Raw genomic sequence first — 18,765 nt, 5'->3', positions numbered from 1 at the left:
TATTCTACACAAAATGTAATATTCCTTCTTTTGCTATAATTTACTGCGTAGCTTTACTTCATATAGGCAAAAAAATGCATCACTTCTTCATAGCTTTTTTAAATCTTTATGCGAAATTTTCCCGCCCAGCGTTTCTGCACTCCTCACGGCTCTTACCACGGCTTTTGCCACGACCTCGGCGGCGAGAGCCCCGACTATGGAGACTTCCGCCCGCACCCGGCCGCAGGACAGGCAAAAAACGGTATCGCCGTCGTACATGGTGTGAACCGGCCTGATGGTCCTGGCATAACCGTTATGGGCCATGGATGCCACTTTCCCGGCACCGGCCTTTGTAAGCGCGGCATTGGTGGCCACCACGCCTATGGTGGTGTTTCTGCCGAAACCGCCGGGGCCTGTCACACCGGCCTTCATCAGTTTCATGGTATCGGCGAAACCCGTTTTTGTTTCGTTCAAGGCTCCGGCGACGATTTCCCCCGTATCCGGGTCTATCACATCCCCCAGGCAGTTCACCGCCACCAGGGCGCCCACCACCAGGTCACCGACCCTGATGGACGCGGTGCCCAGCCCACCTTTCATGGAAAACTCATCCCCAAGAAACTTGCCCACCGTCGCTCCTGTGCCCGCCCCCACATTCCCCATCATATCGTTATTATCGGTGGCGTTCAGACAGGCTTCGTAGCCCATGGCAAAATCCGGTCTCTTTCTGTAATCCCCTACCGTCAGGTCAAAGAGTACGGCGGCCGGCACTATAGGGACTTTGGTCACCCCCACGTCAAAACCTATGCCCCGCTCTTCCAGATAGCGCATGACCCCTGAAGCACCGTCCAGCCCGAAGGCGCTCCCTCCGCTCAGGTAAACCCCATGAACCTTTTCAACCAGGTTCCGGGGACCGAGCAAATCCGTCTCCCGTGTGCCCGGCGCCCCTCCGCGAACTTCCGCGCCACCCACCGCTCCTTCTTCGCACAGGACCACGGTGCAGCCGGTGGCGGCGTCAAGGTCCTGGGCATGTCCCACTTTAATCCCCTTAACGTCGGTGATGCAATCCAGCATTGCGCACATCCTGCTCCTTTTTTCAATATTCAATCAGACTAGTAGTTCTTCAACGCCGTCCTCTACAGGCCTTTTATGTACCTTATAATCTGCTCGGCTATTTTATAATCCGGCAGCACCATGTCGACGCATCCCGTCTCAAAGGCGGCCTTCGGCATTCCGTAGACCACTGAGGTAGCCTCATCCTGGGCAAGAACAACCCCTCCCATTGCCTTGACGGCCTTTACTCCTTCGGCCCCGTCCTTTCCCATGCCCGTAAAAACGCAGCACAGCAGCCCTTCTTTATAGACCTCTGCCGCCGAAACAAAGAGCTTGTCGGCGGCGGGCCTTACCCCGTGGACGGGTGGAGAAGAATCCAGCTTGATTTTGCCGTCCTCTATCAGCATGTGATAACCGCCGGGGGCCACATAAACTTTCCCCGGCCGCACCGGCTCCCCGTCAAAAGCTTCCGACACTTGAAGAAAACTGTTGTTGTCAAGCCTTTCGGCAAAGGCTTTTGTAAATCCCGGCGGCATGTGCTGGACAACAAAAACAGGCACATTTAAATCGGGCGGCAGTTTTGTGATGACATCATGCAGCACCTTCGGCCCTCCCGTAGAGGCCCCCAGGGCTACAGCCTTAATTTTGCCCTCCAATTTTGAAGTGCCACCGGTGCTCCTTTCCCGGTATTCCTCGGTTCCTGGCATGGAAATTGGCAACGCACCCTTCCGGCAATTTAAATCGCTTTTACCTTGAAGCTTTCTTTTACACGCTGCCGCATACCTTATTTTCTCTACGAGCTCTTTTTTGATCTCGTCGATTTTAAAATATTTAAAACCTGAGGGCTTTTGCACGAAATCAAATGCCCCTATTCTCAGAGCCTCAATGGTTATGGATGATCCCCGGGCGGTCAGGCCGCTGAACATAATGACCTGAGAAAGGCCGGTATTCTTTATTTCTCTTAGCACTTCAAGCCCGTTTTTACCGGGCATTTCAACATCCAGGGTGACCACATCCGGCGCAAGGCTTTTTACCTTGTTTACCGCCGAATCTCCGTCTTTTGCCGTATCAACGACCTCCATGTCGGGTTCGTTGTTTATCATATCCGATATGAATTTTCTCATAAAAGCCGAATCATCGACTACAAGCACCTTTATTTTGTCTGCCATCTGCACATACTCCTGATTCTTCATGTTTGTGTTTATGGATGTATTTATATTATACATGATGTTTCGAGTTAATGTTTGAGAAATTTTTTGTCCGCATATGGAAAACCCCTGAGAATTTTTTATAATATATAAAGGAGACGTGCAAGAACCGCTATTTAAACTTTTACAGAAGTACGCAATAAATTCTTAAGGAGGAGAATTATGGGCGCTAGGGTTGAAAGCTTCAAACTCGACCATACAAAAGTTAAGGCGCCGTATGTGCGGCTGGCGGAACGGCTGGTAGGCCCCAGGGGGGATGTGGTGGTAAAATACGACCTCCGCCTGGTGCAGCCCAATACCGTACCGATCCCGACCGGCGGCCTTCACACACTGGAGCATCTCTTTGCGGTGTATTTCAGGGAGTACATGGATGACATAATCGATGTTTCCCCCATGGGCTGCCGCACCGGTTTTTATCTTACCAAATTCGGCGAGACTCCCGTTGAGGAAGTCAGGGACATATTTGTAAAAGTCCTGTCGAAAGTGGCAGATTCAAAGCCCGGAGACGTGCCCGCCACCACCGAAAAGGAATGCGGGAACTACAGGGACCATTCCCTTTTTTGCGCAAAAGAATACGCCAGAAAAGCCCTGGAGGGGTTTAAATCATAGTTTTGACGGAATGTATGGAACAAAAGATAGGTACAAGTAATGTGGGTTTATAAAAAATAAAATCGTAAATTAATTTCACAAAAATTGAGCCCTGCCGAAAGGCAGAGCGATTTTTTTACCAGATCTTAATAGTTTTTACGGTTGGGCGGCAAATACTATTTGTTTAAAGTGATTTTTCTTATACGGCACCGGCCCTTACTGACGTCATTTGTGTAACTCCGAAAGCGGCTTTCCGCCAATGCCGATGTTATCAGGATTATTTTCGCGGATTATAACGGTGAAGGCCTGTTCAGGGATCTTCAATATGGAACTAGCCGTCTCTGTCAAGCCTTTGATAAGTTCGGCTTTTTTCTCTTTTGACATGCTTCCGGCGTCGATTTGTATATAAGGCATTTTCCCTCATCCCTTTGGACCAAATTATATAAGCTGTATCTGAAGGCATATCAGGCTTTTAATCCCTTTTTCAGTCTTTCGAGGTGCTCTTTCCTTTCCTTAAACTTCTTTTCTTCACCTTCGCCTGCCGGAGAATAATACTTCCTGCCCCTCAAATTCTCAGGCAGGCACTCCATATCCGCAATCTTGTTTTCATAGTCGTGGGCGTATTTGTATCCTTCTCCGTAACCCAGTTCTTTCATAAGGCCCGTCGGGGCGTTTCTCAGGTGCATTGGCACTGGCTGGGCGACGGTCTCCAGGGCATCCCGCCTTGCGGTGTTGTAGCCCGCATACAGGGCGTTGGATTTTGGGGCCAGGGCAAGGTAGACCGCCGCCTGGGCGAGATTGACGCTGCATTCGGGCATACCGATAAAATGTGCCGCCTGGTACGCCGCCACCGCCTGTTCAAGGGCTTTCGGGTCCGCCAGACCCACGTCTTCCGACGCAAACCTTATCATCCTCCTTGCCACATACAGCGGGTCTTCCCCCGCCTCCAGCATCCGCGCCAGCCAGTACACCGCGGCGTCGCTGTCGCTGTTTCTCAGGGATTTGTGGAAGGCGGAGATGAGGTTGTAATGCTCTTCCCCTGTCTTATCGTACAGCAGTGTCTTTCTCTGCAGTGCGCCATCCAGAACCCTTTCGGTTATATTCAGGGTTCCATCTTCTCCCGGTGAGCAGCTTAACACCGCCAGTTCCAGGGTATTTAAGGCCACCCGGGCGTCGCCGTTGGCGTAATTGGCAATCTTGTATAACACCCCATCATTAATACCGATCTTTAATTTGCCCAGCCCTCTTTCCCTGTCGGCGAGAGCCCTCTTTAACAGTGTCACCAGGTCATCCGGCCTCAGGGGATTCATAACAAAAACCCTGGAACGGGAGAGGAGGGCGGAATTCAATTCAAACGAGGGGTTTTCGGTGGTGGCCCCGATGAGGATGATGTCCCCCTTTTCCACATAGGGGAGGAACGCATCCTGCTGAGCCTTATTGAAACGGTGGATTTCGTCGATAAAAAGCAGGGTGCGCTGCCCGTATCTCCGCCTCTCTTCGGCCTGTTTCATTACTTCCTTTATTTCCTTTATGCCGGAGAGCACGGCGCTGAATGTCTCAAATTTTGCCCTGCTTTTCGCCGCTATGATTTTCGCCAGCGTGGTCTTTCCCACCCCAGGAGGGCCCCAGAGTATCATTGAAGTTATGCTGTCGCTTTCTATGAGTTTCCTTAAAATACCGTCCTTTCCCAGGAGATGCTCCTGACCCACAAACTCATCGAGGTTCCGGGGTCTCATCCTGTCGGCCAGCGGCGCGGTTTTTTTCATCTCTCCGTCGAACAGGGAGCCCTGCTCCATTTCCATACCATCACCAGACATTTACAGTCTTTGTAAAATCCTCTTCAATATATTTTCCATCAGTAGGTTATCTCAAAGCCCCTGAACTTTCCCCCGTATTCGGCCCACACGACCTGCACATCATCTACCCGGGCCCACGGGATACCGGTCTTTATATAGTCCAGGAGCTTCATTATATCCTGCTCTTCACCTTCCGCCCTTATCTCCACACTGCCGTCCATCATATTTTTCACATATCCGGACAGCTTGAGGCCCACGGCCTTCCTGTATACCGAGTATCTCATGCCCACCCCCTGGACTATGCCGTATACCCTGATGTATGCCGACTTTTTCATCAAACCCCTCCAAGGAGCTGTGATAATTGTTTCTTTTATTATATACAAACTGCAGTACTATTACAACATTAGTAAAAAATAAAGGGGGGCACAAATATCTCCGCCTGCTCCCCCAGAGCCTTATAAAAATTACAAATTAGCACAATGCTCTAAGCCGTGCGATAGAAATTGAATAATCATGGTTGTCTTTTTTGAATATTGAAGATGTGCCCAGCACAAGAACGTTGGCCCCTTCATTAACCACTTCTGGAATTGTTTCTTCATTTATATTTCCATCAACTTCAATTAATGGGTGTACATCATACTTTTCGCAAAGGGATTTTAATTGTCTGATTCTTTTCGGCGTTTGTGGTTTAATTTTTTGTCCGGCAAAACCCGGATTTACCGCCATAATGAGCACCATATCGACTTCTCTAATCACAGGTTCCACGGCACAAATCGGGGTATCGGGTGAAACGGCCACAGAAGCTTTAATCCCGTTTTCTTTGATAAACTCTATTGTCTTATGAGGATTTTCCACTGTTTCTATATGAAAGGATATAATTTCCGGTCTGAGTTTTAAGAAAAGTTTTGCGTAATTTTCCGGATTTAATGTGGCCAGGTGAATATCCATAGGCAGTTTTGAATATTGGGCTATCTGCTCCAGCACATACGGCCCCATCCCCAGATTTGAAACAAAGGCTCCATCCATCACATCGCAATGCAGCATATCAATACGGGCTTCTTTCAACCGGTCCAGTTCGGTTTTCAATTCCAGCTGATTGGCACACATTATGGAAGCAGCAAATATAGCCAAAATTCAATCACCCTTTGAACGATTATACTTTAATTCTATTTCAACCACCTGTTCCAGGCGCCTTTGATGCCTTCCACCCATAAACTCCGCTTTCAACCATTCATCCACAATTTGTTTTGCCATCTCCGAACCGATTATCCTGCCACCCAGACATATCACGTTTGCATTGTTATGTTCTTTGCAATATCTTGCACAGAGAGTATCGGACACCACAGCCGCTCTAATCCCCGGCGCTTTATTTGCTGCGATGGACATTCCGATTCCGGTGCCGCAAAAGAGAATCCCGGCATTGCATTCGCCTTTTACAACACTTTCTGCGACCTTCATGGCAAATTCGGGAAAGTCCACCGGTTGGGGAGAAAAGGTACCAAAATCTACGTGGGAAATCCCTTTTTCATCCAAATAACGTTTTATTATTTCTTTCAGGTCATAGCCTGCATGATCTGAGCCGATGGCGATTTTCATTCATGTCCCATCTCCAACCTGAATATTTACTGACTTTTTTACTGCTGTCCGTAATATGCCTTCGTCCCGTGCTTTCTTAAATAATGCTTATCAAGAAGTGCTCGCTTTATACCGCTCACATCCCTGTTCAGAAAAAGGCTTGTTATAGCCATTCTGGCAACCTCTTCCATAACTCTTGCGTTGTGCACCGCATCCAGGGCGTCTTTCCCCCAGCAAAAAGGTCCGTGACTTTTTACCAGTACCCCCGGCACATCCATAGGATTTTTATTTGCAAAAGTTTCTACAATCACTTTTCCGGTGTTGGCTTCATAATTCTCATTGATCTCTTCATCCGTCATACTCCTGGTGCAGGGTATTTCGCCGTAAAAATAATCGGCATGGGTCGTCCCCATAGGGGGTATTCCTCTTCCTGCTTGTGCCCAGGCCGTAGCCATAGGAGAATGAGTGTGCACAATACCACCTATTTCAGGAAATTCTCTGTACAGTATAAGATGAGCAGGGGTGTCCGAAGAGGGTCTCAAATTTCCTTCCACTATATTCCCTTCCAGGCCCATCACGACCATATCGTCAGCTCTCATTTCTTCATAAGGCACCCCGCTGGGTTTTATTACCACAAACCCTCTTTCACGGTCTATTCCGCTCACATTCCCCCAGGTATATATGACCAGCCCCAGTCTAAAAAGCTGCAGATTTGCTTCTAAAACCGCATTTTTTAAACTTTCCAGCATCTTTGTCTCCTCCCATGTCTAAAATCCGAACATATTTTTTACAGCCAAGCCATTCCTGTGCTGCATCTGCTCAAATGGTTTTAAAAGGTCCTCAATTTTGTAAATACCGGAAATAAGCGGCTCTGTTTTTATCTTCCCTTCTTTTATATAGTTAATCGCCGCATCCCATTCATATCCGGGGAAAGGCAGGCTGTAAGACATCCATGAGCCGGTAATATTTAATTCACCGCGCAAAATCTTTTCAAAAACCTGCGATGGAAAAGTTATATCACGCGAAGCCGTTCCAACGTAAACCACACTCCCCTGCTTTTTCACCACTTCCAAACTCTGCTTCTGTGTGATGGGAACCCCGGCGGTTTCAAAGACCATGTCCACCCCGCCGGTATCTTTTATATATTTCACCACGTCCAAATCTTCGGGATTTAGAGTCTTGTCGGCTCCAAGTCTATCCGCTATCTTGAGTTTTTCTCTGTTTACATCTATCACAAAAACCTTACCAGCACCTCTTGCTTTCAAGCACTGCAGCGTCAAAAGGCCGATGGTACCGGCTCCGAATAAAGCCACAGAGGCTCCAGCCCTAAGAAAAATTCTTTCTACCGCATGGATTGCCACGGTTACAGGTTCAACCATGGCACCCGAATAAAAATCCACTTCCTCCGGCAATCTCAAAACATTTGCCGCCTTTACCTTCACGTATTCTGCCATGGCTCCATTTATTCGGGTTCCTATCAAATTGTAAGACTCGCACAAAGCCGGTCTTCCGCTCCTGCAATAAAAGCACCTGCCGCAGGAAACAAGGGGAGCGGCCGTCACCCTGTCCCCCGGTTTAAATTTCGAAACTCCAGCGCCGGCCGCCACAATTTCCCCTGAGAATTCGTGGCCGAGCACTATTGGATAAACATGACCGCTCCCGTAAAAGACCCTTCCCAAATCCGAGCCGCATATGCCGCAGGCCTTAACTCTGATCAAAACCTCGTCGTCTTCACACACCGGCATAGGGATCGTCTCCAAGCGCAAATCATTTGCTCCGTATAAAACCAAAGCTTTCATTTTATCCATTTCAAACACCTTTTCCTAAACTATAAAATTTATACAATTATTTAATCCAGACGTTAATATCTCCTAATCATTAATGACACTGTTCTCCAAATATTCATAAATAGCAGTTTTATTTTTCTTGAAAGCAAAATAGCACATGAAATATATTACGATGGTCAATACTATCAAATACCATTTCTGAGAAAGGAAAGCCAAAAAGATTAACCCCACTATGGGTTTTGCCAGAAGGTTAAAACTAGTTATTAACAAAGCTCCCACAGGAAGATTGACGCCCACCTGGGAGGCTATCTGGGTGAAAAGAGGAGCCGTAAAACTTCCCATATAAAGGCCGGTGCTGAACCATATGGCGCCGATGAGCACTATTTTGAAAATATTGCCGTTAACGATGGCCACTATACCCTCAACCATGAATGGAAGGGCCACCAGATCCACTACCGGTAAGACCTTGTTCCCCGGGAGAATTACGGCCAGGATAATCATTATGGGGATGAGCACTATACCAGATATCAACGTGGCAGGTTCCCCGTATCCCACCGCATCGTTAATGCCAAGATACCACTCTCTGGACTTTGCGCCTACATTTTGGGCGGTTTTTCTGGCCGCCTCTGTCAGCGGTAAAAACGCCTGAGCAAAAATGCCTGCTATTCTCGGGAAAATTGCCATAATGGCGCTGGTGGCGATAGCCGTGGTACTTATCTGCCCCCATGCCGATAAATGACCCAGATTCCTGTAATTACCGGCGATTCCGATCAAGAGGCCCAGGATTAAACCCAGAGAAACCGGTTCCCCCAAAAATCCCATTTTCTTCTGCAACTCTTCGGGACTTAACTTGATCTTATTCAATCCCAATTTATTAAGTAACCAGTTCATCCCTATGGCAAAAATCGCAGGTTCTATGTTGTGCATGGCCACAATGGTACAATTCGGGTATTTGTAATAGTTGGACCATCTTTTGGCTATCAGTTCGGTAATGAGCAGACTGTATAAATTCAAAACAACCATGCATAGAAGTGCCAGAAACATATTGCGGGTCACAAGATAAACCATTGAACCCCATAGCATGTAGGAGTAATTGTTCCAGAGGTCTCCGGGTTGAAATACATCGGTCCATCGCACTGCAAAAAGCAATATCTGCAAAATCAGTCCCACCCCCAGGTAAACCATGCCCGCCTGACTGGCATAGGCCACAAGAGCCGCAGCCTGCCACCCGGCATCAAAAACGGGGAGTTTAATGCCGGTACTTTCTACCATATTCTTAACCACCGGCGTTATAATCGGCGTGAAAGAGTTTAGCAACAACATGAAGCCCTCCAGGCCTACACCGGCAAAAAGCGCCGAAAAAAAAGCCTTCTTTCTATCGACCTTCATGATTAATGCGATTACAAATATAACTATTGGAATAAACACAGGCGCGCCAAAAGTATCGAAGATATTTTTCAATATTTTAAAAAACATTTTTCATACCTCCCTTAACTTTTTTTACTTTCTTTTTCCATAATCTCAGAAATAACGTTCTCAACCTCTTCCAAAAATTTTTCTTCCCCAAATCCGGTTAGAAATCCAACGGCGTTTATTACTGGTATGTTATAGTTGCCGCTGAGGGGACTGGTATGGATTATGAAATCAAAATTCCCCTGGCTGACATAATTTTCAACCTCCGTGGGCTTTGCTTCGGTGGTATTTATTTTGATTCCCTTTTTTTCCATAATGTCTTTCAACTTTTCGGCCACCATAGAAGAACTCACCGTGCCGGACCCGCATACGGACAAAACATTAAAAGTTCTCATCGCATTCCCTCCCCAATTTACAAATTAAGAGATGCAAAAATTTCAGCCACTTGCTTTGGCGTTGCGGCACTAGCCAGCTTCAAAAGCGTATTTTTGTTCTGAAAAATTTCCATCAATTGTTTTAAAACCTGCAGCTGACCATCCGGGTCTGCAATAGCCAGAAGCATTACCAGGCAGACCTCCAGCGGCCTTTCAGGCATTCCCATCATTTTGAAAATCACGGGCTTTTTCAATGTGGCTATCGATATGCAGGACCGGATCACATGAGCCGCATCCGTGTGAGGTATGGCCACACCTACACCTTCAGCGGGAAGGCCTGTGGGAAAGTTTTTTTCCCTTTCGAGTACGGCATCCGGAAAACTTTCCTTTACATAGCCTTTGGACACCATCTTACCGGCCAGCCTTTTTATCACATCGCCGGCAGTTTCAGCCTCCATGTTTAATTCAATCAAATCCAAATCCAGCACCCGTCTTCATTCTCCCTTCGAAACCTTCAAATCCAACGGCTCTTGTTGATTTAAAAAAACGGTTATAGTATGATAAAAACGTAAGCTTTTGGGCCCGGGATGTTTTGGCGTGGTCTTTTGCGCCAAAACCCCGGCTTTGCGTGTATTTAGTTTTATAGATTTTTTACGGTCTCCCTCCTTTTTTAAATGCATCAAAATTAATTTTCTCTTATAGATTAAACTATAGGTTTAAAAATTTCAATATTATTTAAACTAACTATTATGTAATTATTTTAAATTAGTACTTCTTTTTCTTCATATCTCTTTAAATTTCTTGATTATTTGCTGTAAGCCACGATATTTTAAAATTAATCTTATAGTTTAACTTGAGGTTGATAATCGTGGACATTGGTGAACGCATCAAACAGATAAGAATATCAAAAAACATGCAGAGTAACGAACTGGCAAATAAAGTCGGCATATCTAACGTTTATTTAAGTTACATAGAACACGGCGTAAAGACCCCCACTATCGACACCCTGAGAAAAATTTGCGACGCCCTGGGAATAACCCTCGCCGAATTTTTCAGGGATACGGATAATACTTTCCCCATGGAGTATCAAGAATTAGTTGAAAACGCAAAAACCCTTTCCCCAAAACAGCTGAAAATATTGAATGAAATCATAAAACTTATCAAAGAATAAGCAGGCACTCCATTTTTTGATATTGCTTTCCCACGGTGAAGTCAAATTTTACGTTAGCGGAAAATCCTTCTCATGCTGATTTTTCCAGCAATTCTGTCACCGCCACTTCCAGCGCATCGGCGATAACTTTCAATTCCTCAGCCTTCAGATACCTCTCATTGTTCTCTATTTTACTAATTTGAGACTGGTTAAAAATTTTAGTTCTTTTTCCCAGCTCATACTGCGATATTTTCTTTTGTTGCCGTAGCTGCTTAATTTTCTGGCCAATCACGATCAACCCTCCTTTCAAAAATATCTTATTCTATAATAGTATAAATTACAATGTATTATTATTCGTTATATGAATTATTTACTTTGATATTTTTAGTTTTACTTAAAATTACTTGCATTTTCACATTTTTTCATATATATTTGGTTTAGACCTATTCCATTTTAGAATATGGAGTAATACTTATGAATGTTGGTGAAAGAATTCGACAATTGAGAGAAAAACTAGGCCTATCAAACCGTCAATTAGCTCTAAAGGCTGGCTTGTCTCAGCCGGTTATGTATAGAATTGAAAACGGCTATCGCAGGGTGGATATAGAAACCCTTGAAAAAATATGTGATGCACTGGGCATTACTCTGGCGGAATTTTTCAATATGGAGGAGGGTGAAATGTCTCCAGAATATATGGAACTTATAAAAAACGCCAGAGAACTTACTCCGGAACAGTTAAAAATATTGAATGATATCATTAAAAAATTCTAAAAAAATAAAGGGGGTTTATTTTATTACCCCCTGGTAAACGGTATCGTAAGTAACAACAGCATCAACAGGCAAAGCCGATACTCTCTTAAGAAAACTTTTATCGTTTTTTACACCCTTCATTTTTGATAAAAAAATGTGTAAGAGGTTATACTCTTAACACCAAACGGCCGAACTTTTAATACCCGGCTTCTATATCTTTTTTAAAAAGCTTTACGAATGCAACTCCGAAAGCGGCTTTCCGCCAACGCCGATGTTATCCGGATTGTTTTCGCGGATAATAACGGTAAAGGCCTGTTCGGGAATATTCAATATGGAGCTTGCCGTCTCTGTCAGGCCCTTGATAAGCTCCGCCTTTTTCTCTTTCGACATGCTTCCTGCGTCAATTTGAATGTAAGGCATTTTATTCCCTCCTTTACATATTGATTTTATGCCTATATTTTTTATCAAACCCCTCCAAGGATAATGTGCGGGATAATTATTTACTTTTATTAAAACTGCGTTGCCATCATTGATGAAAATGACTGTTTTTTGCTTTCTTCTGCCTACATAATAAAGGGGCTTTTGCCCTCTTATCCCTGGTTTTCCCTTTTATCTTCCTGGATGTCCTCCGGTTTGATGATCCTGTCAATGATGATGTCCACTTTATCCACTTTGTAGCCGGTCAGGCTTTCCACATCGCTGACGATTCTTTCCCTCACTTTCTGCGCCACTTCCGGAATTTTCACTCCGTATACCACGGTCAGCTTGACTTCAAAGGCCACACTCCCGGGCGACTCCTCCAAATCCGGTGCTTCCGCCTTCTTCACCGTTATCTGGGGTGCAAACCTCTCTGTGAAAATCCGCGTAAGTCCCGAAAGGGCTCCCTTCCGTTCCTGCTTGAATACTTCCTCCTCCTTGTGCATCGCTTCCCTTGCAATTTCCACAAACACCGAGTCGTTTATGAAGGTCTTTCCGCTCATAGTGGGTTCCCCCCTATTTTATGTTTTACGGAATATAATATTCTTCAAAAAATCAAAATTACCTTTCACGGTAATAAAAATTTCTATATTAAATTTGAGGCCGGTGTTAAAATTGAGCGGAGGGAATGAACCCTCCGCTCTGCTAATTTTAATCTATTTCGTTATCAGTTTGAGTTCCACAGGCACGTATTCGGGAACGCTTTCACCCTTTAATACCTTGTCGGCATACTCCACTCCCAGGGAGCCGATAAGTTCGGGTTGCTGTGCTACAGTGGCGGCCATTTTACCTTCCTCTATGGCCTTCAGTGCATCGTCTATCGCGTCGAACCCCACCACCAGTATGCCCTTTCTGCCGGCGGCCTCGATAGCCTGGATAGCACCAAGAGCCATTTCGTCATTCTGTGCAAAAACCGCATCTATTTGGGGCTGGGCCTGGAGTATGTTTTCCATGACACTCAAGCCCTTCTGTCTGTCAAAGTCTGCCGGCTGAAAGGCCACAATCTTTATTTCGGTTCCCTTGATGGCTTCCTCAAAACCTTGCCCCCTGTCTCTCGCAGCCGAAGCGCCGGGTATTCCCTGCAGTTCCACCACATTGCCTTTACCGCCCAGTTTGTCAACTATGAACTGACCCGCCATTTTTCCCCCGGCAACGTTGTCGGAGGCTATATGGGTGACCACCTTTCCGTCGTTGGCACTCCTGTCAAGGGTGATAACCGGTATGTTTTTTTCATTGGCCATCTTGACGGCGTTGGCAACAGCGTCGCTGTCCACGGGGTTAATCATAAGGAGAGAAACGCCCTGCTGCACCAGGTCTTCCACATTGGAGAGCTCTTTGGATGAATCATTTTGAGAGTCCAGGATTATCAATTCATACCCCAATTCCTGAGCTTTTTTCTGGGCTCCGTCCCTCAAAGTTACAAAGAAGGGATTGTTCAGCGTAGAAATGACCAGCCCCACTTTCTTGTTCTGGTCTGCGGATTGACCGCCCTGATCCTGAGCCTGCTGATTTTTGGAATTTCCGCAGCCCGCAAGCAAACTCATCATAACCAGCAACACAAGACCAGCCACTAACAGCTTTTTAAACCTGAACATACACTAAAACCCCCAATTTTAATGTTTTTATTAGGATAAAGCCGAGATATCTCAGCTTTTCCTCCTGTCGAGCAGTACGGCCAAGAGAATTACCGCACCTTTGGCCAGCAATTGATAGTATGAGGAGACGTTTAATAAATTGAGGCCGTTGTTGAGCACGCCTATTATAAGGGCGCCCACAAAAGTCCCCAGTATGGAGCCCTGACCTCCGGCGAGGCTGGTCCCCCCAAGCACCACCGCAGCAATGGCGTCGAGCTCCGCCCCGGTGCCTATGGTCGGCGGGGCGGAATTCAACCTGGAGGTAATAATCACCCCGCTTAAAGCGGCGGTAAAACCGGATATGGTATACACCTGGAGTTTGATGTATCCTGTGTTTATCCCCGTTAACTTCGCAGCCTCCTCATTACTGCCTGTGGCATAGATATACCTGCCCAGGCGGGTTTGGCCCAGAACATAATATGTCAGGGCAAAGATGGCCAAGACAATCACCACCGGAAAAGGGAAGGGGCCCAGATAGCCGTTGCCTATGAAATAGAAACCTTCTCCAAGCCCTGTAATGGGCTGACTGTTTGTGTAAACAAGAGTGGCCCCGCGGGCCATGGTCATCATGGCAAGGGTGGCGATGAACGGCGGAACGTTACCTTTTGTAATGGCAATGCCGTTAAAGAATCCGAGCATGCAGCCGATGATCAGCCCCACCAGGATCGCTATCCATGCGGGGCCCCCTCCATGAGCCATACTGGCCGCAACCACGCTGGAAAAAGCCAGAATGGACCCCACGGACAGATCGATACCCCCGGTCAATACTACGAAAGTCATCCCCACCGCTATAATGGCGTTCAAAGCGGTTTGACGCAGGACATTGAATAGATTGGAATAGGTTAAAAATCTTGGTGTCAGAACGGTTAGAACGGCGCATAAAAGCAAAAGTCCCACTATCGATTGCAGTTTACAGATCTTTTCCTTCAAACCGGTCTTTTTCTCAAACGCGCTTGCAGGATTCAACTTCTATCACCCCTTAAATATTCACGGCGCATTTCATGATTTTTTCCTGTGTGGCCTCATCGCGGGTGAATTCGCCGGTAATTCTGCCATCGTGCATCACCAGTATCCGGTCGCTGATGCCCAGTATTTCCGGGAGTTCGGAGGAAATCATTATTATCGCACTCCCCTGTTTTTTCAAAAAATTGATAATGTTATATATTTCCACTTTTGCCCCCACGTCCACACCGCGGGTGGGCTCATCCAGTATTATTATCCGTGGATTTATCATCATCCACTTGGCAAGGATAAGTTTTTGCTGGTTACCTCCGCTCAAGTTTTTTACCTTTTCCTTGACCGATGGCGTTTTGATTTTCAATTTACCTATATATTCATTCACCTGGGATTTTTCTAAATATTTCAAAATTCTGCCGCTCCTTGTGCTCATATTTTTGATTGCCGCCAGGGTCATGTTAAAGAAGACTTCATGATCCAAAAACAATCCTTCAGCCTTGCGGTCCTCGGTAATATACACTATGCCGTGTCCTATGGCTTCTTGTGGCGATCTTATTTTAACCGGCCTGCCTTCTAACAGAATTGTCCCCGAATAATCGTAAACTCCGAAAATGGTCTTGGCAAGCTCCGTCCTGCCGGCTCCCACGAGTCCCGCAATCCCCAGAACCTCCCCCTTATATGCCTTAAAGCTGATGTCTTTCAAACGGCCCGGCGAATTGACATTTTTAAGCTCCAGTGCGACGTTTCCCGGGTCGGGGGGAACCCGTGGAAATTTTTCGTTTAATTCCCGGCCTACCATCATCTTTATGAGTTCCTCGGCATTGGTGTTTTTTACGTCTTTAACCCCTATAAATTTGCCGTCCCGAAGCACCTGAACCCTGTCGGCTATTTCAAAAATTTCTTCGATCTTGTGGCTGATGTAAATTATTCCTTTTCCAGAAGCTTTGAGAGTCTTTATGATATTGAACAAAAAAACAGTTTCCTGGGCGGTGAGGGTATCGGTAGGTTCATCCATTACAATGATTTTACAGTTCATGGAAAGGACCCTTGCTATTTCGACCATCTGCTGAACCGCCACGCTCAGGTCTTTTACGCTTTTTGTCAAGTCAATATCCTCCAGGCCCAGCTGCGTCAGAAGTCTTTGACTTTCTTCATCCATACGTTTCCAGTCTATTCTTTTTGTAATTGGGTTGACCTCTTCCCTTCCGAGAAAAATGTTTTCCCTTACCGACAGATGTGGTATCAGGCTGAGTTCCTGGTGGATTATCCCTATCCCGTTTTTCAATGCATCATGCGGCGAATTAAACTCCACCTTCCGGCCTTCTATATGTATCTCTCCCGAATCTTTCCGGTAGATGCCGCCCAGAATCTTTATAAGAGTGGATTTTCCGGCGCCGTTTTCCCCCAGGAGTGCCAGGACCTCGCCTGAATTTAGAATAAGATCCACATCGTCCAGAGCCTTAACTCCCGGAAATGACCTGCAGATGCCTTTCATCTCAAGAAGCGGCATTTAAAACATCACCCCGGCCTGTAAAATGATATTGGCGTATGGCGTAAATTCCCCCGTCCTTATAACGGCCTTTGCCCTGGCGGTTTCGCGCTTAAATTCTTCATGGCTCAATTCTCCAATTGCGACATTCTTCAAACTCTCTTTTATTTTGGAGTAAAGCCCGGGGCTTTTCTGCTTCATTTCCGAAGCCACCACGGCGCTTTCAACCTTTAATTCCGTAAGCACCGCCTCCAGTGTGTCCAAAAACGACGGCATGCCCGGTACCAGTGCCAGATCGATTCTCCTTACATTGTCGGGGATAGGAAGGCCGGCGTCGGCAATGACTATAGTATCGGTATGACCCAAGCGGGATATGATATAAGATATTTCGCTGTTTAACAGCGGGTTCTTTTTCATCATTCACGCCTCCTTAAAAAATCTTCGACGTCCTGTCTGAACGGCAATGATTCCTGGGCTCCGGGTTTTGTAACCGTTAAAGCTCCTGCAGCACCCGCAAAGGTCAGCGCGTCTTTAAAAGACCTGCCCTCGCTCAGGGCCACGGCCAGGCCCGCTGTAAAGGCGTCTCCCGCTGCGGTGGAGTCCACGGCATTGACTTTAAAGCTATCAATGAAACAGGAATCTTTTTCATTCATATAAAGACAGCCTTTGGCTCCAAGGGTCACTACCACATGCGGAACTCCCTTATCCAGCAACACCCGGGCGGCCTCAAGAATACCGCCTTTTTCCTCCACCCGCATACCGGTTAAAATTGAAAGCTCACTCTCGTTGGGTGTTATGATGTCTATCTTTGAATAAACCTCGTCGGGTATTTTTTGGGCCGGAGCCGGGTTTAAAATTATCCTGGTTCCCACATCGTGAATTAGATTTATTGAATCGATTATGGTATTTAATGGCACTTCCAGCTGCAAAACGGCGTACGACGCCTTTTTTATTTCCGCTGAAAATCTACAAACCCAATCAAATTCCAGAACATCGTTGGCCCCGGGGAATACTATGATGGTGTTGTCGCCCATTTCATCCACCGTAATAAAGGCCCTTCCGGTGGGTTCCCCCACTTCCTTTACGCCTTTTACATCCACGCCGCTGTTTGAAAGAGATTTCTTCAGGCTTTTTCCCGCATCATCGCTGCCCACGGCACCGATCATCAACACTTCGCCCCCCAGCCTTGCAAGGGCCACCGCCTGATTGGCGCCCTTGCCTCCGGGAGTCGTTCTGTAATCCGCCGCTTTTAAAGTCTCGCCGACGGCCGGAAGGTGCGGGACCTTGAAATTAAAATCCATATTCAGACTTCCAATGACAACAAAGTTCAAAGCTCTACCCCCTTTTCGCTACGGAATCCCTTACTATGAGCCGGGGCTTCAGGACCACCTCGTTTTTTTTCAGGGGCCTGCCTTCAATCAGTTTAACAAGCATTGCAGTGGCCTTCTGCCCCATTTCATAAGATGGCTGTTCAACGGTGGTCAATTTTGGATGCACCACATTTGAGAGCGAGATATTGTCAAAACCCGTAATAGAGATTTCTTCAGGAATTTTTATCCCTTCCTGCCGCAATACCTCCATGGCACCGACAGCCATGAGGTCATTGGCGCACGCCACGGCGGTAAAATCTTCCCCGCATGCCAGCAGGTCTTTTATGGCATTTTGCCCACCTGACATCTTAAAGTTACCGTCTTTGATGAGGCCGTCTCGCACTGATATGCCGTGCTCCTCAAGGGCTTTAACATATCCCAGAAACCTTTGATTTGCTGTTTTGCTCTGTTTCGGCCCGGAAATAAAGGCTATCTTTTCATGGCCCATTTCTATGAGGTGTTTTACGGCCTGATACATACCAGAGACGCCGTCCGTATAAACACCCGGAAGGTGGTCTATGTCGATATAGCGGTCCACCAGCACAAAAGGTATGCCGAAATCGATGAGTTGTTTTATATTTTCAGCGCTGGGATTGGTGCTGGTGGTAAATACGATCCCGTCCACGCATTTTTCTTTTAACACCTGGATATACAGTCTCTCTTTGCCGCTGTCATCGTCGGTGTTGCAGAGTATGAGATTGTAGCCGAACTTATTCGCCGTATCCTCCACCGCCCTGACGATTTGCGGGAAAAAGGGGTTGGTTATGTCGGGAAGTATCAGGCCGAGAGTGTTGGTACGCTTTGTCACAAGGCCTCTGGCCAGTCGATTGGGCCGGTAGTTCAATTCCCCGGCTATTTTCTCGATTCTCTTTCGAGTAGTTTCGCTGACGCCGTCAAATTTACCGTTGAGAACTCTTGAAACCGTTGTTATGGAAACATTGGCGAGTTTGGCGATGTCCTTTATGGTAGCCATAAAAAGCAAACTCCTCACGGGAAAATTGGTCAAACGTTTTACGAAAACGTTAAACTAAAACGTTTAACTTAATTATATTATAACAATTAGCAAAAGTCAATAAGTTTTAGACCATAATTGTGGTTATTTTATGATAATGTCACCTTGTAGACTATCGTGATAAAATGTCACTATGGGGAATGAGGTGCGTTATCT

The 18,765-nt window shown here is 46.3% G+C and carries 24 protein-coding genes; 3 read left to right on the top strand and 21 right to left on the bottom strand.

Translation table 11 applies throughout. The annotated features are described in order from the left end of the window. Window positions 1-87: 87 nt before the first annotated feature. Together ACKX14_RS08555 and ACKX14_RS08550 are read right to left on the bottom strand one after the other, a co-directional pair. Window positions 88-1,050, bottom strand: a complete 963-nt coding sequence (locus tag ACKX14_RS08555; RefSeq protein ID WP_422446642.1) for a P1 family peptidase — start codon at window positions 1,048-1,050, stop codon at window positions 88-90. A 62-nt stretch (window positions 1,051-1,112) separates the two neighbouring features. Then, complete coding sequence (locus ACKX14_RS08550; RefSeq protein ID WP_422446640.1) at window positions 1,113-2,198, bottom strand: protein-glutamate methylesterase/protein-glutamine glutaminase; 1,086 nt, start codon at window positions 2,196-2,198, stop codon at window positions 1,113-1,115. A gap of 201 nt (window positions 2,199-2,399) precedes the next feature. On the opposite strand from ACKX14_RS08550, the gene ACKX14_RS08545 reads away from it, so the two are divergent. Next, on the top strand, window positions 2,400-2,846 hold the full coding sequence (locus ACKX14_RS08545) for an S-ribosylhomocysteine lyase (protein ID WP_422446638.1): 447 nt from the start codon (window positions 2,400-2,402) through the stop codon (window positions 2,844-2,846). 204 nt (window positions 2,847-3,050) lie between these two features. On the opposite strand, the gene dmpI (ACKX14_RS08540) is transcribed toward ACKX14_RS08545, so the two are convergent. From dmpI (ACKX14_RS08540) to ACKX14_RS08495, 10 genes are all read right to left on the bottom strand, one after another. Next, window positions 3,051-3,239: a 4-oxalocrotonate tautomerase DmpI gene (gene dmpI, locus ACKX14_RS08540; protein ID WP_422446636.1), complete on the bottom strand. Its 189-nt coding sequence runs from the start codon at window positions 3,237-3,239 to the stop codon at window positions 3,051-3,053. 50 nt (window positions 3,240-3,289) lie between these two features. Continuing rightward, complete coding sequence (locus tag ACKX14_RS08535) at window positions 3,290-4,627, bottom strand: replication-associated recombination protein A (protein WP_422446713.1); 1,338 nt, start codon at window positions 4,625-4,627, stop codon at window positions 3,290-3,292. 53 nt (window positions 4,628-4,680) lie between these two features. Next, on the bottom strand, window positions 4,681-4,956 hold the full coding sequence (locus ACKX14_RS08530) for an acylphosphatase (RefSeq protein ID WP_422446634.1): 276 nt from the start codon (window positions 4,954-4,956) through the stop codon (window positions 4,681-4,683). Window positions 4,957-5,092: 136 nt separating this feature from the next. Further along, window positions 5,093-5,752 carry a ribulose-phosphate 3-epimerase gene (gene rpe, locus ACKX14_RS08525; protein WP_422446632.1) on the bottom strand — a complete coding sequence of 220 codons (660 nt, stop codon included), beginning with the start codon at window positions 5,750-5,752 and terminating at the stop codon, window positions 5,093-5,095. Between the two features lie 3 nt (window positions 5,753-5,755). Beyond that, window positions 5,756-6,217, bottom strand: coding sequence for a ribose 5-phosphate isomerase B (gene rpiB / locus ACKX14_RS08520; RefSeq protein WP_422446630.1), 462 nt, complete (start codon window positions 6,215-6,217; stop codon window positions 5,756-5,758). 38 nt (window positions 6,218-6,255) lie between these two features. Then, on the bottom strand, window positions 6,256-6,945 hold the full coding sequence (gene araD, locus ACKX14_RS08515; RefSeq protein ID WP_422446628.1) for an L-ribulose-5-phosphate 4-epimerase: 690 nt from the start codon (window positions 6,943-6,945) through the stop codon (window positions 6,256-6,258). A gap of 18 nt (window positions 6,946-6,963) precedes the next feature. After that, entirely contained in the window at window positions 6,964-7,941 is a 978-nt protein-coding gene (locus ACKX14_RS08510; RefSeq protein WP_422446626.1) for a galactitol-1-phosphate 5-dehydrogenase, read from the bottom strand. Between the two features lie 126 nt (window positions 7,942-8,067). Next, window positions 8,068-9,459, bottom strand: a complete 1,392-nt coding sequence (locus ACKX14_RS08505; protein ID WP_422446624.1) for a PTS galactitol transporter subunit IIC — start codon at window positions 9,457-9,459, stop codon at window positions 8,068-8,070. Window positions 9,460-9,473: 14 nt separating this feature from the next. Continuing rightward, window positions 9,474-9,791: a PTS sugar transporter subunit IIB gene (locus ACKX14_RS08500; protein ID WP_422446622.1), complete on the bottom strand. Its 318-nt coding sequence runs from the start codon at window positions 9,789-9,791 to the stop codon at window positions 9,474-9,476. A 17-nt stretch (window positions 9,792-9,808) separates the two neighbouring features. Then, window positions 9,809-10,258, bottom strand: coding sequence for a PTS sugar transporter subunit IIA (locus ACKX14_RS08495; protein ID WP_422446620.1), 450 nt, complete (start codon window positions 10,256-10,258; stop codon window positions 9,809-9,811). Window positions 10,259-10,638: 380 nt separating this feature from the next. On the opposite strand from ACKX14_RS08495, the gene ACKX14_RS08490 reads away from it, so the two are divergent. Next, window positions 10,639-10,941 (top strand): helix-turn-helix domain-containing protein, encoded by a 303-nt coding sequence (locus ACKX14_RS08490; RefSeq protein ID WP_422446618.1) that lies wholly within the window; start codon window positions 10,639-10,641, stop codon window positions 10,939-10,941. 70 nt (window positions 10,942-11,011) lie between these two features. On the opposite strand, the gene ACKX14_RS08485 is transcribed toward ACKX14_RS08490, so the two are convergent. Further along, a complete protein-coding gene (locus ACKX14_RS08485) occupies window positions 11,012-11,212 on the bottom strand; it encodes a helix-turn-helix domain-containing protein (protein WP_422446616.1) in 201 nt (66 codons plus the stop codon). A 182-nt stretch (window positions 11,213-11,394) separates the two neighbouring features. Here ACKX14_RS08485 and ACKX14_RS08480 point away from each other — a divergent pair, with 182 nt between their 5' ends. Beyond that, window positions 11,395-11,691 (top strand): helix-turn-helix domain-containing protein, encoded by a 297-nt coding sequence (locus ACKX14_RS08480; protein WP_422446614.1) that lies wholly within the window; start codon window positions 11,395-11,397, stop codon window positions 11,689-11,691. 210 nt (window positions 11,692-11,901) lie between these two features. Here the strand turns inward: ACKX14_RS08480 and dmpI (ACKX14_RS08475) are convergent, their stop codons facing one another. From dmpI (ACKX14_RS08475) to ACKX14_RS08440, 8 genes are all read right to left on the bottom strand, one after another. Further along, window positions 11,902-12,090 carry a 4-oxalocrotonate tautomerase DmpI gene (gene dmpI / locus ACKX14_RS08475; RefSeq protein WP_422446612.1) on the bottom strand — a complete coding sequence of 63 codons (189 nt, stop codon included), beginning with the start codon at window positions 12,088-12,090 and terminating at the stop codon, window positions 11,902-11,904. Between the two features lie 170 nt (window positions 12,091-12,260). Continuing rightward, the gene (locus ACKX14_RS08470) at window positions 12,261-12,650 is read right to left on the bottom strand and encodes an Asp23/Gls24 family envelope stress response protein (protein ID WP_422446610.1); all 390 of its coding nucleotides are present in this window, start codon (window positions 12,648-12,650) and stop codon (window positions 12,261-12,263) included. Window positions 12,651-12,803: 153 nt separating this feature from the next. Continuing rightward, a complete protein-coding gene (gene rbsB / locus ACKX14_RS08465) occupies window positions 12,804-13,742 on the bottom strand; it encodes a ribose ABC transporter substrate-binding protein RbsB (RefSeq protein ID WP_422446608.1) in 939 nt (312 codons plus the stop codon). A 51-nt stretch (window positions 13,743-13,793) separates the two neighbouring features. Further along, the gene (locus tag ACKX14_RS08460) at window positions 13,794-14,747 is read right to left on the bottom strand and encodes an ABC transporter permease (protein ID WP_422446606.1); all 954 of its coding nucleotides are present in this window, start codon (window positions 14,745-14,747) and stop codon (window positions 13,794-13,796) included. A 13-nt stretch (window positions 14,748-14,760) separates the two neighbouring features. Beyond that, window positions 14,761-16,248: a sugar ABC transporter ATP-binding protein gene (locus tag ACKX14_RS08455; protein ID WP_422446604.1), complete on the bottom strand. Its 1,488-nt coding sequence runs from the start codon at window positions 16,246-16,248 to the stop codon at window positions 14,761-14,763. Beyond that, window positions 16,249-16,644, bottom strand: coding sequence for a D-ribose pyranase (gene rbsD / locus ACKX14_RS08450; RefSeq protein WP_422446711.1), 396 nt, complete (start codon window positions 16,642-16,644; stop codon window positions 16,249-16,251). It lies immediately after the preceding gene. Continuing rightward, window positions 16,644-17,558 carry a ribokinase gene (gene rbsK, locus ACKX14_RS08445; RefSeq protein WP_422446602.1) on the bottom strand — a complete coding sequence of 305 codons (915 nt, stop codon included), beginning with the start codon at window positions 17,556-17,558 and terminating at the stop codon, window positions 16,644-16,646. Before rbsK ends, rbsD begins: the two co-directional genes overlap by 1 nt. Window positions 17,559-17,562: 4 nt before the next feature. Then, window positions 17,563-18,570, bottom strand: a complete 1,008-nt coding sequence (locus tag ACKX14_RS08440; protein WP_422446600.1) for a LacI family DNA-binding transcriptional regulator — start codon at window positions 18,568-18,570, stop codon at window positions 17,563-17,565. Window positions 18,571-18,765: the final 195 nt, after the last annotated feature.

This window comes from Thermorhabdus hydrogeniformans (genome assembly GCF_049310025.1).
Classification (GTDB): domain Bacteria; phylum Bacillota; class Thermosediminibacteria; order Thermosediminibacterales; family Tepidanaerobacteraceae; genus JBJYKD01.
The sequence above is the reverse complement of the archived record's forward strand: the minus strand, read 5'-3'. Positions and strand labels throughout refer to the sequence as shown.

Excerpts from the sequence above, each read along its gene's own strand:
- ACKX14_RS08555 (WP_422446642.1), bottom strand. The coding sequence starts at position 1,050 with ATGCTGGATTGCATCACCGACGTTAAGGGGATTAAAGTGGGACATGCC.
- ACKX14_RS08550 (WP_422446640.1), bottom strand. The coding sequence starts at position 2,198 with ATGGCAGACAAAATAAAGGTGCTTGTAGTCGATGATTCGGCTTTTATG.
- ACKX14_RS08545 (WP_422446638.1), top strand. The coding sequence starts at position 2,400 with ATGGGCGCTAGGGTTGAAAGCTTCAAACTCGACCATACAAAAGTTAAG.
- dmpI (WP_422446636.1), bottom strand. The coding sequence starts at position 3,239 with ATGCCTTATATACAAATCGACGCCGGAAGCATGTCAAAAGAGAAAAAA.
- ACKX14_RS08535 (WP_422446713.1), bottom strand. The coding sequence starts at position 4,627 with ATGGAAATGGAGCAGGGCTCCCTGTTCGACGGAGAGATGAAAAAAACC.
- ACKX14_RS08530 (WP_422446634.1), bottom strand. The coding sequence starts at position 4,956 with ATGAAAAAGTCGGCATACATCAGGGTATACGGCATAGTCCAGGGGGTG.
- rpiB (WP_422446630.1), bottom strand. The coding sequence starts at position 6,217 with ATGAAAATCGCCATCGGCTCAGATCATGCAGGCTATGACCTGAAAGAA.
- araD (WP_422446628.1), bottom strand. The coding sequence starts at position 6,945 with ATGCTGGAAAGTTTAAAAAATGCGGTTTTAGAAGCAAATCTGCAGCTT.
- ACKX14_RS08510 (WP_422446626.1), bottom strand. The coding sequence starts at position 7,941 with ATGCCGGTGTGTGAAGACGACGAGGTTTTGATCAGAGTTAAGGCCTGC.
- ACKX14_RS08505 (WP_422446624.1), bottom strand. The coding sequence starts at position 9,459 with ATGTTTTTTAAAATATTGAAAAATATCTTCGATACTTTTGGCGCGCCT.
- ACKX14_RS08500 (WP_422446622.1), bottom strand. The coding sequence starts at position 9,791 with ATGAGAACTTTTAATGTTTTGTCCGTATGCGGGTCCGGCACGGTGAGT.
- ACKX14_RS08480 (WP_422446614.1), top strand. The coding sequence starts at position 11,395 with ATGAATGTTGGTGAAAGAATTCGACAATTGAGAGAAAAACTAGGCCTA.
- dmpI (WP_422446612.1), bottom strand. The coding sequence starts at position 12,090 with ATGCCTTACATTCAAATTGACGCAGGAAGCATGTCGAAAGAGAAAAAG.
- ACKX14_RS08470 (WP_422446610.1), bottom strand. The coding sequence starts at position 12,650 with ATGAGCGGAAAGACCTTCATAAACGACTCGGTGTTTGTGGAAATTGCA.
- rbsB (WP_422446608.1), bottom strand. The coding sequence starts at position 13,742 with ATGTTCAGGTTTAAAAAGCTGTTAGTGGCTGGTCTTGTGTTGCTGGTT.
- ACKX14_RS08455 (WP_422446604.1), bottom strand. The coding sequence starts at position 16,248 with ATGCCGCTTCTTGAGATGAAAGGCATCTGCAGGTCATTTCCGGGAGTT.
- rbsD (WP_422446711.1), bottom strand. The coding sequence starts at position 16,644 with ATGAAAAAGAACCCGCTGTTAAACAGCGAAATATCTTATATCATATCC.
- ACKX14_RS08440 (WP_422446600.1), bottom strand. The coding sequence starts at position 18,570 with ATGGCTACCATAAAGGACATCGCCAAACTCGCCAATGTTTCCATAACA.